The organism is Streptomyces sp. NPDC008121 (assembly GCF_042957155.1).
In the GTDB taxonomy this organism is placed as follows: domain Bacteria; phylum Actinomycetota; class Actinomycetes; order Streptomycetales; family Streptomycetaceae; genus Streptomyces.
Map to the genome: position 1 here is coordinate 846,992 of NZ_JBIBHT010000002.1, position 14,780 is coordinate 861,771.

The following is a 14,780-nucleotide window of genomic DNA, read 5'->3' on the forward strand; positions in this document are numbered from 1 at the left end:
CGCTCGACCGCACCTCACCGAACTGCGCCGCGGGCAAAACCAGTAGCATGCGGGCGCATGAGCTCCCCCACTGGGCCTGCTTCCGGCCTGCCTGTACGAATGCCGCGACCCCGCCAGACCGGACGGCACCGTCGCCCCGAACCCGCGGCGGCGCCCGAGGGCGCTCCCGCACTCGTCCTCGCCGTCCCCGGCACGCCGTCGGCCGCCATACGCTCGCTCGCCGACGAGGTCGTGAGCATCGCCCGTTCCGAGCTGCCCGGCCTGGAGGCCGCGATCGGCTACCTCGACGGTGACGACGACGAGTACCCCACCCTGGCGACCGTCCTGGCACGGACCTCCGCCCTGCGCACCGACCGGTACCGGCTCGCCCTGGCCGCCGGCCGTGAGGTCAGCGCCCCCGAGGGCCCGGCCGCCATCGTGGTCCCGCTGCTCGCCGGCCCGGACAGCGCCCTGATGCGCCGGATCCGCCAGGCCGTCATGGACAGCGGCAACGTCGCCGAGCTGACGGACGTCCTCGGCCCGCACCCGCTGCTCGCCGAGGCGCTGCACGTGCGCCTGTCGGAGGCCGGTCTGGCGCGCGCCGACCGGGCCCGGCTGTTCACGGTCGCCACGGCCGCCGACGGCATCGTCCTCGCCACGGTCGGCGGTGAGGAGGCGGTCCAGGCCGCCGGCATCACCGGCATGCTGCTCGCGGCACGCCTGGCCGTCCCGGTGATCGCCGCCGCGCTGGACCAGGAGGGTTCGATCACCGCGGTCGCCGAGCAGCTGCGCGGCTCGGGCTCGGAGCAGCTGGCGCTCGCGCCGTACCTGATCGGCCCGGAGCTGGCCGACGGTCTGCTCGACGCCGCCGCGAAGGAGGCGGGCTGCGCCGCCGCCGAGCCGCTGGGCGCGTACCCGGCCATCGGCAAGCTGGTGCTCTCGCAGTACACGGCCGTGCTGGGGATCGCTCCGCAGCAGCCGCAGGGCGCCCCTGCCCACTGACCCCGCGCGGTGACGCGGGCACGGGCCCAGAAGCGTACGGAAGGGTCCGCACCGGACACGCAGGTGGCCGGTGCGGGCCCTTCCGTGCGTCGCAGGGCGGCCCCGGCGCGTCCGACAGGCGCTCGGCGTGCGGAGCCGGGTGCGCGGCGCTCACCGGCCGCGGGCGCGGCAGACGACTTTCGGCGGCCCGACCGTGTCCGACCGGGGGCGTCGCCCCGCCCGGGACCCGTCGGGGCCCCAGGCGCCGGCGCGGCCGGGTTCAGCCGAAGATCACGCAGGAGGCGGCGGGGGCGGCGAGGGAGCCCGCCCGGCGCGGGACGCCGGTCTCCTCGTCGAGGTCGAACCAGGTGACGTCGCCGGAGCGCTCGTTCGCCGCGTACAGCCGTCGGCCCGAGGGGTCCAGGGCGAGGTCGCGCGGCCAGTGGCCCCCGCAGGGGACCGTGGTGACCAGGGTGGCGTTCTCACCGCTCCGGTCGAGGGCGAGGACGGCGAGGGAGTCGTCGCCGCGCACGGCGGCCCACAGGAAGCGTCCGTCGGGCGCCACGACGACTTCGGAGGGGTAGCTGGGCCGGGCGGCGCCCTCGGGCAGGACCGGTGTCTCGGCGAGCGGCCGGAGGACTCCCGCGTCGGCGTCCCAGCGGCACACGGTGAGGGTCGGTTCGAGTTCGTTGAGGACGTAGGCGTACGTCCCGTCCGGGTGGAAGGCCAGGTGGCGGGGGCCGGTGCCGGGGCGCAGGGCGGTCTCGCCGTGCGGGCGCAGGGCGCCCCCGGCGCCGTCGAGGGCGTGGACGTGGACGGAGTCGGTGCCGAGGTCCACGGCCACCACCCAGCGTCCGCTCGGGTCGGGCAGCACGTGATGGGCGTGCGGGGCGCTCTGGCGGTCGGTGACGGGGCCGGAGCCCTCGTGCCGGGCGAGCGCGGCGACGGGGCGGAGCGTGCCGTCCTCGGCCAGCGGCAGCGCGCCGACGCTGCCGGAGCCGTAGTGGGCGGTGAGGAGGTGCCCGGAGGCGACCGAGAGATGGGTGGGGCTCGCGCCGCCGACGGCCACGGGGGCGCCGAGGGGGCGCGGTGCCGCGCCGGTGACGTCGAAGGCGGCCGCGGCACCCTCCTCGGTCTCGGAGACGGCGTAGAGGGTGGTCCCGGAGGGGGCGAGGGCGAGGAACGACGGGTCGGCGACCGCGTCGCTCGCGCCGGTGACGGTCAGGGCTCCGGTGGCGGGGTCCACGTCCGCGGCGAGGATGCCGCGGCCTCCGGCCGAGGTGAAGGACCCGATGAAGGCCCGTACGGGCTCGCGACGCGGCCCCTCCCCCGCGCCGCCGTGCTCCGATCGCGCGCCGGACCGACCGGCCCGCGCGCTGCCCTGATCCGCCTGCGTGCTGTCCCGCCCCGCGTCCGCGCTGCCCTGATCCGCCCGCGTGCTGTCCTGACCCGCGTCCGTGCTGGCCTGATCCGCCTGCGTGCTGTCCTGACCCGCGTCCGCGTCGCGCACGGCGCCTCCCCTGTCCGCCGGCCGGTCACGGTTGGCCGGCCGTAGTCCCGGCAGACGGTAGCAGCGGTCTAGACCAAGTGGGATCAACGGGAGCGGGTTCCGGCCTGGTGTCCCGTGCATCAGGGAGGGCCCGGAGGTCAGGCCGCCGGGACGAGGGGTGCGCCGGGGGCGGTGCGCAGTGGGGTGGCCAGGTCGACGAGGGCCCGCTCCAGGCTGTGGAGGTGCACGAGGGCGGCTTCGGCGCCGGGGTGGTGGTGCGGCACGGCGTCGGCGGCGGCGTCGGCGGTCGGGTCCGCGGGGCGGCCGGGCGGGACCAGGGCGTGGACGGCCGCCTCGACGCGCCAGGAGGCGGCGGCCAGCCGGGCGTCGTGTGAGGCGTCGGGGTCGGCGGCGACCGCCGCGAGCCCCTTGATCTCGCGGGCGCAGTCGTCGAGCAGGGCGAGCACCCGGCGGGCGCGGGCCTTGCGGGCGCGCAGCGGGCTGAGCGGGTGCACGAGCGGCGCGAGCGAGAGGCGGACCCGGCCGAGCAGCAGCTCCAGCTCGGCGGCGTGCGGTGCCGGGTCGGCCTCCGGGTCGCCGGCCAGGCGCCGGGCGGCGGCCGTGGTGCAGGCGTGCACGCAGGTGACGGCCCGCTCGATCCAGGCGTTGGTGGCGGCGTGGGTGGTGACGGGCAGCAGGGCGACGCCGACGGCCGCGCCGAGCGCCCCGACGGCGGTCTCCTCGAAGCGGAGCAGCAGCAGGCCGGGGTGCAGCACGCCGAGCAGGCCGTAGAGCAGGCCGGCCATGACGGTGACGAAGAACATCATCCAGCTGTACGAGAGCGGGGCGGTGTAGAAGATGCCGAAGACGCAGACGGCGACCAGGGCGGCGGTCGGGGCGGGCGCGCCGGCGAGCGGGATCGCCACGAGGAGTCCGGCGGCGATGCCGGTGACCGTGCCGACGACCCGGCGGAAGCCGCGGACCAGGGTCTCGCCGCGCGAGGCGGTGTTGACGAAGATCCACCAGGCGGTGCCGACGGCCCAGTACCACCGCTCGTGCGAGATGACCTGTCCGGCGGCGAGCGCCACGGCGCAGGCGACGGTGGCCTGGAAGGCCTGCCGGGTGGTGGGGCGGGCGAGGCCGGTGCCCGGGAGCGGGGCGGGGGCGGCGGGGGGCGGGACGCGCCGCTCGATGCACCAGGCGACGTGGCGGACCGCGCCGCAGACGACGAGGGCCAGGCCGATGGCCGCGTACAGCTCCGGCAGTTGTGCGGGCACCGCGTGCAGGAACTGGGTGACGAAGAACATCATGAAGGCGAAGATGCCGAGCGCGTGGCCGCGCGGGCCCCAGCGGCGGGCGTACACACCGGCGAAGACGACGAGCAGCCAGGCGGTGTCCCGCAGGAGCGGCGCCCCGTGCAGTGCGGTGGCCAGCGCGAGGACGGGGAAGCCGACGGCGGGCAGCAGGGCGGTGGTGGCGGCCTGGCGCCGGACGGTGGGGTCGCCGACGGTGAAGAGCGCGAGCAGCGCGGCGAGGCCGCCGGTGAGGGAGGCGGTGAGGGAGAGGCCGGCCAGTTCGGCCGCGGCGACGGAGAGCGCGACGCCGAGGACGGCGCGCGAGGAGACGCGCAGCCGGACCCGGCCCGGATCGGGGGCCAGGAACATCTGCCGGGCGAGCCGGCGGCAGGCCGCCCGGCCCTTCTTCACGACGGTGACCCCGCCCCCGCTGTCTTCCACACACCCTCTTCGCGTGATCTCGTGCCCCGGCCTGCTCGTGGCGGCCCGCCGGACATGGGAAAGGCGCCGCGGGTCCGGCACCGGCCTCGTCGCCGGTGCGGCGCGTGCGCGGCGCCATCTGTACGTCTGTACCCCGAGGAAAACACCTGATCACCCACTGGCTCAACTCGGCGGCGGGACGCTATGCCATTGGTACAGTCTTCGCGGGTAGATCTCGACCAGAAGGGAGCCAACGGACCATGGCGGTGGACGAGCTCGACACGCGCATCCTGCGTCTGCTGATCGGGCAGCCGCGCACCAGCGTGCGGGAGTACGCGCGGATCCTCGGGGTGGCGCGCGGGACGGTGCAGGCGCGCATCGACCGGCTGGAACGCGACGGGGTGATCATGGCGACCGGCCCGTTCCTCTCCCCCGCGGCGCTCGGGCATCCGGTCCTCGCCTTCGTCCACATCGAGGTGACCCAGGGGCGTCTGGACGAGGTGGGCGACGCGCTCGCCGCCGTGCCGGAGATCGTGGAGGCCTTCTCGATCACCGGCGGGGGCGATCTGCTGACCCGGGTGGTGGCCCGGGACAACGGCCATCTGGAGGACGTCATCCAGCGGCTGATCCGGCTGCCCGGCGTGGTCCGCACGCGTACGGAGATGGCGCTGCGCGAACGCGTCCCGTACCGGCTCCTGCCGCTGGTCGAGTCCGTGGGGTCGGCAGCGGGCCGCTCGGACGGCGAGGCCGTACGGGGTCAGTAGACGTCGCGGACGTACCGCTTCTCGGCGGCGAGGCGCTTGACGTACGCGGCCGCGGCCTCCTCGTCCAGGCCGCCGTGCGCGACGGCGATGTCGCGCAGCGCCCGGTCCACGTCCCCGGCCATCCGCGCGGCGTCACCGCAGACGTAGAAGTGGGCTCCCGAGCGCAGCCACGACCAGAGCTGCGGTCCGCGCTCGCGCATCCGGTCCTGGACGTACACCTTGGCGCGCTGGTCGCGCGAGAAGGCGGTGTCCAGATTGTCCAGGGTGCCGTCGGCGAGGAGGGTGGTGAGCTCCTGTTCGTAGTAGAAGTCGGTGGCCCGGTGCTGTTCGCCGAAGAAGAGCCAGTTCGGCGCGGTGTGGCCGAGGGCCCGGCGCTCCTCCAGGAACCCGATGAACGGCGCCACGCCCGTGCCGGGGCCGACCATCACCATCGGGGTGGCGGGGTCCGGCGGCGGCCGGAAGTGCGGGGCGGCGCGGACCACGACCGGGACGGCGGCGCCGGGTCCCGCGTCGGCGAGGAACGGTGAGCAGACGCCCTTGCGGGGGCGGCCCCGGCGGTTCTCGTAGCGGACGACGGAGACGGTGAGCGAGACCCGGAACGGGTCGGTCAGCGGGCTGGAGGAGATCGAGTACAGGCGGGGCTGCAGGCGCCCCAGCACCTCGGCCCACTCCTGCGCGCCGGCCAGGACCGGGTGCTCGGCGATCACGTCGACGGCCTGCCGGCCCCAGGACCACTGCGCCAGCCCGTCCTTGTTGTCGGGGCGGAGCAGCCGCTTCAGGTCCCGGTCCCCGGTCCGTTCGGTGACGAAGCCGAGAAGGGCGGGGGTGAGCCGGGTGATGTCGAGGTGGCGGTGCAGGGCCTCGCCCAGGGGGACGGCGCCGAGGCCGGGCAGTGCGACGGGCGCCCCGGCGTCCAGGCCGGTGACGGCCAGCCACTCGGCCACCAGGTCGGGGCAGTTCACGGGGTGTACGCCGAGGGCGTCGCCGGCTTCGTAGAGGAGCGGGGTCTCGCTGCCGCTGGTGTCGAAGGTGAACCGCCGTACCTCCTTGCCCGCGCCCGGCAGGCTGAGCAGCCGGTTTCCGGTGAGCCGGGCGAGGACCGGCGCGGGCTTCGGACGGGAGGCCCGGGCGGGGACGGCGGCGGGGGCGGGGGCGGGGGGCGTCAGCGGTCCGTTCCCGGAGGCGACGGGAGCGGCGGCATCGGAGAGGCTTGCGAGGTCGGTGGGGTCAGTGAGGCGTGCGAGGTCGGTGGGATCGGTGAGGCCGGCGAGGACCTGGTCAAGCCAGGCGTGGGCGGACGGCTCGTAGTCCGGTTCGCAGTCGGTGCGCGGCGCCAGGCGTACGGCCCCCAGCTCGTCCAGCCGCCGGTCCAGGCGCCGGCCGTGCCCGCAGAAGTCGGCGTAGGAGGAGTCGCCGAAGGCGAGGACGGCGTACCGGCGGCCGTCGAGGCGGGGGGTGTCGGGGGCGGTCAGCGCGTCCCAGAACCCCGAGCCGTTGTCCGGCGCGTCCCCGTCCCCGAACGTGCTGGTGATCAGCAGCAGATCGGCGGCGGGCGGCAGGGCCCGGGGGTCGGCCTCGTCCATGCCGGCGAGGGCGGCCCGGTGCCCGGCCGCCGTCAGGCGGTCGGCGGTGGCCGCGGCGAACTCCTCGGCGTTGCCGGTCTGCGAGGCCCACAGCACGACGATCTCGCGGGCCGCCGCCCCCGCCCCGGGCGCCGGGGCGGAGGCGGTGTCGCCCGGCGTACGGGAGTACAGACCGGCGAGGACCCCGTTCACCCAGCGGGCGTGCTCCTCGACGAAGGGTGCACCCGGGGGCAGGACGGGGATGCCCGGGGCGCCAGATTCCAGACCGGCGAGGAAGCCGACGAGGTACTGCCGCTCCCGTTCGGAGAGGACGGGCGGCGGGGTGGGTGCGAGACCGAAGGCGGCGGCGGGACCGGCCGGCAGGACGGCGCTGGGGAGCAGAGCGGCGGGGGCGGAACCCGGAATCACGGCCGCGAGGCCGGCTCCGGGGCCGGCCGCGAAGGCGCCGGGGCCGGGCGGCGCGGCCCCCCGGCCCGTCTCCCCCGCCGTCGCCGCTCCCTCCTCCGCCGCCGCTTCCCCTTCCGCCGCCGCGACCTTGGTCAGCGCCACCGCGCACACCTTCAGCTCGGGCTGGAAGGAGAGCGGGTCGACCGCGTCGTTGGTGACGGCGTTGACGCTCAGGTCCGCTCCGAACAGGTCGTTCCAGTGGAACGGCGCGAAGCACGCGCCCGGCGCGACCCGGTCCGTGACGACCGCGGGGAGGACCGCCCTGCCGCGGCGCGAGGCGATCTCGACCCGGTCGCCTTCCCGGAGGGAGAGGCGTTCGGCGTCGTCGGGGTGCACCTCGACGAAGGGCGAGGGGTTCAGCTTGTTCAGTCTGGCGACCCGGCCCGTCTTGGTCATCGTGTGCCACTGGTGCTGGAGGCGGCCGGTGTTGAGGACGAAGGGGTGGTCGTCGTCGGGCATCTCGGCCGGGTCGACGTGCGGGCGCGGGTGGAAGACGGCGCGGCCGCTCGGCGTGGGGAAGACGGGCCCGGCGCCGGTGTCGTCGACGTACCGGATCGGGTTGCGGGCGGGGCCGCCCTCGGCGGCGGGCCACTGGACGGATCCGGTGCGCAGCCGCGCGTAGGTCGCTCCGCCGAGGTCGTAGCCGGTCCGGGGGTTCCCGGCGCGCTTGATCTCCTCGAAGACCTCCTCGGCGGTGTCGTACGCGAACGCCTTCTCGTACCCCATGGCCTGGGCGACGCGGGAGATGATCCGCCAGTCGGCCATCGCTTCGCCGGGCGGATCGGCGGCCGCCTGGGCGAGGGTGAGGTTGCGTTCGCTGTTGATCAGTACGCCGTCGGTCTCGGTCCACAGGGCGGCGGGCAGGACGACGTCGGCGTACGCGTTGGTCTCCGTGTCGGCGAACGCGTCCTGGGTGATGACGAGTTCGGCGGCGCGCAGCCCCTCGATCACGGTCCGGCGGTTGCCGACGGAGGCGACCGGGTTGGTGCAGATGATCCAGCAGGCCTTGATCTCGCCGTCGGCCATCCGCCGGAACAGGTCGACCGTGCCGCGGCCCGAGCCGTCCTCGCGGAGCGTTCCGGGCGCGAGGTCCCACAGCTCCTCGGTGAAGGCGCGGTCCTCGGGCACCAGGACGGACCGCTGGCCGGGGAGGCCGGGGCCCATGTAGCCCATCTCCCGCCCGCCCATGGCGTTGGGCTGGCCGGTCAGCGAGAAGGGGCCCGAGCCGGGGCGGCAGATCGCGCCGGTGGCGAGGTGGAGGTTGACGAGCGCGTTGGTGTTCCAGGTGCCGTGGGTGGACTGGTTGAGGCCCATGGTCCAGCAGCTGGTCCACTCGCCGGCCTCGCCGATCCAGGCGGCGGCGGTACGGATGTCCTGCTCGGGTATGCCGGTGATCGCGGCGACGGTGGCGGGCGGGTAGTCGGCGAGGAAGGCGGGCATCGCCTCCCAGCCCTCGGTGTGGTCGGCGATGAAGCCGGGGTCGGTGTGCCCGTTCTCGTACAGCAGGTGGAGCAGGCCGTTGAGCAGGGCGAGGTCGGTGCCGGGCTTGATGCGCAGGAAGAGGTCGGCCTTGTCGGCGGTGGCGGTGCGCCGGGGGTCGACGACGATCATTCTGGCGCCGGCCTTGACGCGTTCCCGCATGCGGAGGAAGAGGATGGGGTGGCAGTCGGCCATGTTGGAGCCGATGACGAGGAAGACGTCGGCCCGCTCGAAGTCGTCGTAGGAGCCGGGCGGGCCGTCGGCGCCGAGGGAGAGTTTGTAGCCGGTGCCGGCGCTCGCCATGCAGAGCCGCGAGTTGGACTCGATCTGGTTGGTGCCGAGGAAGCCCTTGGCGAGCTTGTTGGCGAGGTACTGCGCCTCCAGGCTCATCTGTCCCGAGACGTAGAGGGCGACGGCGTCGGGGCCGTGCTCGTCGACGATCGCCCGCAGGCGGCGCGCGGTGTCGGCGAGGGCGTCGTCGGTGGCGGTGGGGACGGGCGCGTCGTCGCGGGTGGGGCGGACGAGGGCGGTGGTGAGCCGGCCGGGGGCGGCCAGGAGGTCGGCGGTGGTGGCGCCCTTGGTGCAGAGCCGACCCGCGTTCGCGGGGTGGTCCTTGTCGCCCGTCGCCTTGAGGACGGTGCGACGGCCGTCGGGTCCCCTGCCGATGTCGAGGAGCATGCCGCAGCCGACGCCGCAGTAGGAACAGACGGTCCGTACCTGCTCGGCATCCTGCCGCGGGGCCCGCTCGTCCTGCGTCGTCACCGGGGCGCCTCTCTGTGGAACCGATCGGATCCCGACGGTACGGAACGGCCGTTACATCCGTGTCAACCGGGCCGATCATGATCCGTAACGCGCGTCACACAGAGAGGTGGGGCGAGGTGTGAGGGCGGGGGCCTGCGGGCGGCACACCGCCGCCGACCTGCGGAAACGACTGCCCTTCGCATCATCGGAGTCCGCGTGAGGGGGCGGCGGATCCGCCGCCCCCTCGCCCGGGTCAGGAACCCCAGGCCTCGAATTCGTAGATCCTGGCCGCGGGGTCCGCGGTCTGCGTCGGCCGGGTGATCTCCAGGCGTACGTACCGGGCGGCGCGGGTCACCGGGTGGGTGGTGGTCGCCGCCGTGTTGCCGGTGACGGTCACGGCGGTGGTCCACGGGTCGGCGGTGGAGCCGCGGACCTTGATCGTGAAGTCGCGCGTGTTCCAGGCCGGGTCCTCACCGCCCGCGCCGGCGTGCCGGACGACGAAGCGGTCGAGGGTACGGGAGGAACCGAGGTCGACCTCCAGCCACCGGGCGGTCGTGGTCGTGCACCACTTGTCGGCGGTGCCGCCGGAGACGCTTCCGTTGACGGCCTTGGCCGGGCCCTCGGCGGTGGCGCACCGGCCGGAGGCGGTGGCCGGGCGGTTCAGCGCGAGGTTGACGCCGGTGGGGGGCGACCAGGCGACGGTGGTGGCCGCGGCGGGCGAGCGGCCGTATTCGGTGGAGACGGCCTCGACCTCGACGGTCGTGGCGGTCTCCGTGCCCGCCCGGTCGAGCCGGGGCACGAAGAGGGCGTCGTTGGGGGTGCCGCCGAGGAAGGTGCGGGTGCCGTCCGCGTTGCGCCGGTACACCTCGTAGTGGTGGACCGCTCCGGACGCCGACGGCGCCCAGGCCAGGCGCAGCGACTTCCGGCCGGGGCTCACGTCGGTGGTGCCGAGCACGGTGACTCCGGTCGGCGCGGCGGCGGCGTCGACCGTCCCGTCGTACACGGCGATCTGGCCGACCCGGACGTCGTACGAGGCGGCGGTGCCCACGGTCCGGAGTCCGATCTGGGCGATGGTCCGGCCGCTGTACGCGGAGAGGTCGAGGGTCTTGCGCTCCCAGCCGGTGGTGGTGTTCGCCCCGAGGTCGAGGGTGGTGAGGTCGGTCGGCGCGTCCGTGAAGGAGACGGCGGCCGCGAGGCGGGTGGGCCCCGCCGTGGGGGTCTTGACCACGAGGGAGAGCGTGGTGTCGGCGGCGACGGGGAGCTTCGTCTGGTAGAGCCGGACGGTGTTGACGGCGTCCAGGGGGCCGGTCAGCCGGAGCGAGGAGCCGCCTTCGTAGGCGTCGGAGTAGTCGATCGACGGGGTGAGGCGCGTGCCGGCCGAGCTGACGAGCCAGCGGTAGGTGGGCGGTACGTCCTGGAGGGAGAGGTTGTTCCAGCCGCCCGAGGAGACCCGGACGCCTCCGGAGTGGAAGAAGTCGCCCTGGCCGGCGCCGAAGGAGGTGACGAACGGTTTGGCGGTGACGGCGGAGGACTCGGGGACGTAGTGGGCGAGGCCCTTCCAGGCGGAGGTGGTGGTGGTGTTCGAGGGATCGCCGTTCGCGCCGTCCCAGTAACGGGCTTCCCGGGCCTGGGAGTCGGCGCGTCCGGTGGACGAGGTGAAGGTCCATTCGGGCCGGTAGATGCCGAGGGAGGCGGCGTGCGGCTGTCCGGCGGGGAAGACCGAACCCCAGGGGACGGAGGTGTCGTATCCGTTCGCCTCGGTGTCGATGCCCGCGTACAGCTCGTACTCGTTCCGGCCGAGGGAGCGGGCGAGGGTGCGGGAGGAGCCGAGGCCGGCGGAGCTCCAGCCGAAGTCGAGGAACATCGCGTCGGAGGTCCGGCGTGCACCCTCTTGCAGGAAGGCGTCGTTGGCGGAGGTCAGGGAGTCCTGCCAGCTCACGGCACCGGACTCGGTCATCGCGTCGTACCACATGAACTCGACGGGGCCGAGGGAGCGGGCGTACCGCATCACCTCGCGCAGCTCGCCGGCGAGCGCCGCGTCGCCGCCCGCGGTCTCCTGGTTGACGAACCAGCCGTCGAAGCCGTAGTGCCGGGCGACCTGGGCGAGTTTGTCGGCGACCGGGTAGGTGGAGCCGGTCTTCCGGGCGAAGTCGCGCACCCACTGGATCTGGCCGCCGTACGCGGTCGGCGGGAAGAAGACGGTGCCGTAGACCTTGACGCCGTTGCGGTGGGCGGCGTCGATGACGGTCGCGTTCGGGGCGAGGATCAGGCCCTCGCTCGCGGAGCCGCCCCAGAAGACCAGGGTGTCGATGTACTGCCAGTGGCCGAAGGCGTAGGAGTGCGGGTCGGCCGAGCCCTGGGAGGGGTTGTTCGAGGTGGGGCCGAAGGAGACCAGGGAGGCGATCTTCGCCTCGCCGGCGCGGGCGTTGGGGTTGGCCTTGAGCGCGGGGTCGGAGACCCGGGGCCGCAGGGGGACGCGGGAGCGGTTGAACCGGGCGTCGGGGTCGGTGGCCGGGTCCCAGTCCAGAAGGGTGTTCGGGTGCCAGTAGGAGGCGTAGGGCTGGTCCCCGGCGGCGGGGGCGGCGGCGTGCGCCACCGGCGCGAGCGGCGCGTGGGGGGCGAGCGGGGCGAGGCCGAGCAGGGCGGCGATCAGCGCCGTGATCAGCAGGAGGGGGAGGTGACGTCTCATCCGATACTCCGGTCCAGCGGGAGGGTGGGGGTGCTGGGTGTACGGGAGGTACTGGAGGTGCTTGACGTACGGGGGTGGGGGCGGTCGGCGTAGGGGGCGGTGCGGTGGGCGGTACGCAGCCGGGGCTCGGGCTCGGGCGCGGGCGGGGGTTGGGGTTGGGGTTGGGCCCCCGGGTTGGGCCCCCGGGCGGGGGTCGTGGTCGGTTCCGGTCCGGGTCCCGCCCCGGCCCCCGGCGGGGCCTTCGTACGGCCGGCCCGCACCGTCGGCCGTCACGACCCGGGAGGCTAAACTGCTTTAGTCGGCGGGGTCAAGAGGCCGGGGGCGCCGTGCTCTCGCGGACCGTGAGCCTCGGGGTCGGGTTCTTGATGTCGGCCGCGCTCGCCGGGTCGTCGACGACGGCGAGGAGCGCCAGCGCGACCTGCTCGCCCAGCGCGAAGGTGTCGCGGGTCAGCGCGGTGAGCGAGGGGTGGACGATGCGGGCGAGCGCGGAGTCGTCGAACGAGACGATCGACAGCGCGCCGGGCACCGCCACCCCCATCTCGCCGGCCACGCCCAGACCGGCGACGGCCATCACGTCGCTGTCGTAGATGATCGCGGTCGGCCGCTGCGCCCGGGCGAGCAGCGCGCGGGTCGCGGCCGCTCCCTCGGCGTCGCTGAAGTCGGTCGGCAGCGAGACGGCCTCGGCGAGACCGAGGCGGCGCGCGCTGTCGCGTACCGCGCGGATGCGGCGCCGGGTGTGCTGGAAGGCGGGCAGTCCGGCGAGGTGGGCGATCCGGCGGTGGCCGAGCGCGGCGAGGTAGTCGACGATCGACACCATCGCCTCCCGGTCGTCCGCCCACACGCTGGGCAGGGTGCCGTGGCGCCCGGGGCCGCCGATGACCACGGTCGGGACGCCCAGCGCCTCGAGGACCGGGACGCGCGGGTCGCGGACCTGGAGGTCGACCAGGACGAAGCCGTCCACGCGGTGTTCGGAGGTCCACCGGCGGTAGACGTCGATCTCGGCCGCGGTGTCCTCGACGACCAGGAGCTGCAGCGCCGTCCCGCGCACCGAGAGGCCCGCCTGGAGGCCGCTCAGCAGCTGGCTGAAGAACGGTTCCAGGCCGATGGTCCGGGCCGGCCGCGCCAGGACCAGGCCGACCGCGCCGGCCCGGGCGCCGCCCAGCGCGCGTGCGGCGCTGTGGGGGCGCCAGTTCATCTCCTCGGCGACGCGCAGGATGCGCTCCCGGGTCGCCTCGCTCACCCCCGGCCGGCCGTTCAGCGCGAACGACACCGCGCCTTTGGACACCCCGGCTTGCCGGGCGATGTCGGCGATCGTCGGTCTGGCCACGCAGGCCCCTTCCGTTCCGCTCCGGTTCCCGCGCCCCCGCCCGGCTTTCGGGCGTGAGCGCCCTGGTCGCCGGGCGTGAGCCGTCGGCTTCCCGGGCTTCCGCTTCGGCCCCGGCGTCCGCGCACGGGGGCCGCCGAGTCCGGGCCCCCGGCGTCCGCTCCGGTGCGCCGCGCTCCCTTGACACGGGAGTGTAGCGGGAGAATAGTCCCCCCTCGCTAGACCGGTTTAGCGGCGCACCGCCCTCCGTCGGATCAGACCCGGGAGACCTCTCAGATGCGAAGAAGCCACTGGATACGGACGGCCGTGGCCGTGATCGCCGCGGCGACGCTGGCGGGCTGCGGGCTCGGGGACCCGGGCGGCGCCGACGGCGGGGACGCGACCGGCGGCGAGGTCACCGGCACGGTCTCGCTCCAGACATGGGCGCTGAAGCCGAAGTTCACGGCCTACATGGAGGGGGTGATCGGCGCCTTCGAGAAGCGGCACCCCGGGGTCGAGGTCGAGTGGCTCGACCAGCCCGGCGAGGGCTACTCCGACAAGGTCCTCAGCCAGGCCGCCGGCGGCACCCTCCCCGATGTCGTCAACCTCCCCCCGGACTTCGCCCTCCCCCTGGCGAAGCAGGGGATGCTGCTCGACGTGTCCGGGGCGGACCCCGAGCTGGCCGCCGACTACGTCCCGGGCGGCGTCGACGCCTACCGCTTCGCCGGCCGGCCCGGCACGTACGGCTATCCCTGGTACCTCAACACCGACGTCAACTACTGGAACGCCGAGCTGCTCACCCGCTACGGCCTCGACCCGAAGAAGCCGCCGGCCGACCTGGACGGGTTGATCGCCGCCGCGCGGACCGTCAAGCGGGCGTCGAACGGCTCGGTGTACCTCATGAGCCGCAAGCCGGGCCTGATGGACTTCGCCAACGCCGGGGTGAAGCTCATGTCCGACGACGGCAAGAGCTTCACCTTCAACACCCCGCGGGCCGCCGCGCTCCTCGACACCTACCGGGCCGCCTTCAAGGAGGGGCTGCTCCCGCAGGACGTGCTGACGGAGACGTACGCCGGGAACACCAAGCTCTTCAACTCCGGCACCGCCGCCTGGACCACCGCGGGCGGCAACTACATCACCTCCCTGGCCACCGACAACCCGAGCCTCGCCCCCAAGGTGGTCTCCTCCCCCGCGATGGGCACGCCGCCGCTGTACGTGCAGGGCCTGTCCGTGTCCAAGGGCACGAAGAACCGGGCCACCGCCCTGGCCCTGGCCCGCTGGGTGACCAGCGCCGAGAACCAGGCCGCCTTCGCCCGTCTCACCAGCGTCTTCCCGTCCACGAAGGCGTCGGCCGGGGACCCGTTCTTCAGCGCGAGCGACGGCAGCAACGCGGGCGCCGCCAAGGTCACCGCCTTCACCTCGCTCGCCGCGGCCCGCACGCTGGAGCCCGTCCAGGCCAACGACGCGATCAAGACGGTCGTCAACCAGCAGATCGCGCTCGCCCTCAACGGACAGAGCGACTCCCAAAAGGCCCTGGACACGGCGGTCGCCCGCGGCAACCAGCTCCTGAAGGACTAGGTCGTGTCCGGAAAGTCCCGCCGTCCGCCCGG

Annotated in this window: 8 protein-coding genes; 3 read left to right on the forward strand and 5 right to left on the reverse strand. The window is 74.7% G+C overall.

The features are described from left to right. Positions 1-57: 57 nt before the first annotated feature. On the forward strand, positions 58-981 hold the full coding sequence (locus ACFZBD_RS09330) for a sirohydrochlorin chelatase (protein WP_391138100.1): 924 nt from the start codon (positions 58-60) through the stop codon (positions 979-981). Positions 982-1,240: 259 nt separating this feature from the next. Here the strand turns inward: ACFZBD_RS09330 and ACFZBD_RS09335 are convergent, their stop codons facing one another. Together ACFZBD_RS09335 and ACFZBD_RS09340 are read right to left on the reverse strand one after the other, a co-directional pair. Further along, positions 1,241-2,254 carry a beta-propeller fold lactonase family protein gene (locus ACFZBD_RS09335; RefSeq protein ID WP_391138565.1) on the reverse strand — a complete coding sequence of 338 codons (1,014 nt, stop codon included), beginning with the start codon at positions 2,252-2,254 and terminating at the stop codon, positions 1,241-1,243. Positions 2,255-2,607: 353 nt separating this feature from the next. Next, on the reverse strand, positions 2,608-4,113 hold the full coding sequence (locus ACFZBD_RS09340) for an FUSC family protein (protein WP_391138567.1): 1,506 nt from the start codon (positions 4,111-4,113) through the stop codon (positions 2,608-2,610). A gap of 311 nt (positions 4,114-4,424) precedes the next feature. On the opposite strand from ACFZBD_RS09340, the gene ACFZBD_RS09345 reads away from it, so the two are divergent. Then, positions 4,425-4,928: an Lrp/AsnC ligand binding domain-containing protein gene (locus tag ACFZBD_RS09345; protein WP_391138103.1), complete on the forward strand. Its 504-nt coding sequence runs from the start codon at positions 4,425-4,427 to the stop codon at positions 4,926-4,928. On the opposite strand, the gene ACFZBD_RS09350 is transcribed toward ACFZBD_RS09345, so the two are convergent. The 3 genes from ACFZBD_RS09350 to ACFZBD_RS09360 form a co-directional block, all read right to left on the reverse strand. Then, positions 4,922-9,115, reverse strand: coding sequence for a molybdopterin-dependent oxidoreductase (locus ACFZBD_RS09350; RefSeq protein ID WP_391138569.1), 4,194 nt, complete (start codon positions 9,113-9,115; stop codon positions 4,922-4,924). The genes ACFZBD_RS09345 and ACFZBD_RS09350 overlap by 7 nt on opposite strands. Before the next feature lie 316 nt (positions 9,116-9,431). Beyond that, positions 9,432-11,867, reverse strand: coding sequence for a discoidin domain-containing protein (locus ACFZBD_RS09355; protein WP_391138106.1), 2,436 nt, complete (start codon positions 11,865-11,867; stop codon positions 9,432-9,434). Between the two features lie 307 nt (positions 11,868-12,174). Next, entirely contained in the window at positions 12,175-13,194 is a 1,020-nt protein-coding gene (locus ACFZBD_RS09360; RefSeq protein ID WP_391138109.1) for a substrate-binding domain-containing protein, read from the reverse strand. 273 nt (positions 13,195-13,467) lie between these two features. Between ACFZBD_RS09360 and ACFZBD_RS09365 the strand changes: the two genes are divergently transcribed. Then, entirely contained in the window at positions 13,468-14,748 is a 1,281-nt protein-coding gene (locus tag ACFZBD_RS09365; protein WP_391138113.1) for an extracellular solute-binding protein, read from the forward strand. Positions 14,749-14,780: the final 32 nt, after the last annotated feature.

Coding starts and splice junctions, on each gene's coding strand:
- ACFZBD_RS09355 (WP_391138106.1), bottom strand. CDS start 11,867: ATGAGACGTCACCTCCCCCTCCTGCTGATCACGGCGCTGATCGCCGCC.
- ACFZBD_RS09365 (WP_391138113.1), top strand. CDS start 13,468: ATGCGAAGAAGCCACTGGATACGGACGGCCGTGGCCGTGATCGCCGCG.
- ACFZBD_RS09350 (WP_391138569.1), bottom strand. CDS start 9,115: ATGCTCCTCGACATCGGCAGGGGACCCGACGGCCGTCGCACCGTCCTC.
- ACFZBD_RS09340 (WP_391138567.1), bottom strand. CDS start 4,113: ATGTTCCTGGCCCCCGATCCGGGCCGGGTCCGGCTGCGCGTCTCCTCG.
- ACFZBD_RS09330 (WP_391138100.1), top strand. CDS start 58: ATGAGCTCCCCCACTGGGCCTGCTTCCGGCCTGCCTGTACGAATGCCG.
- ACFZBD_RS09345 (WP_391138103.1), top strand. CDS start 4,425: ATGGCGGTGGACGAGCTCGACACGCGCATCCTGCGTCTGCTGATCGGG.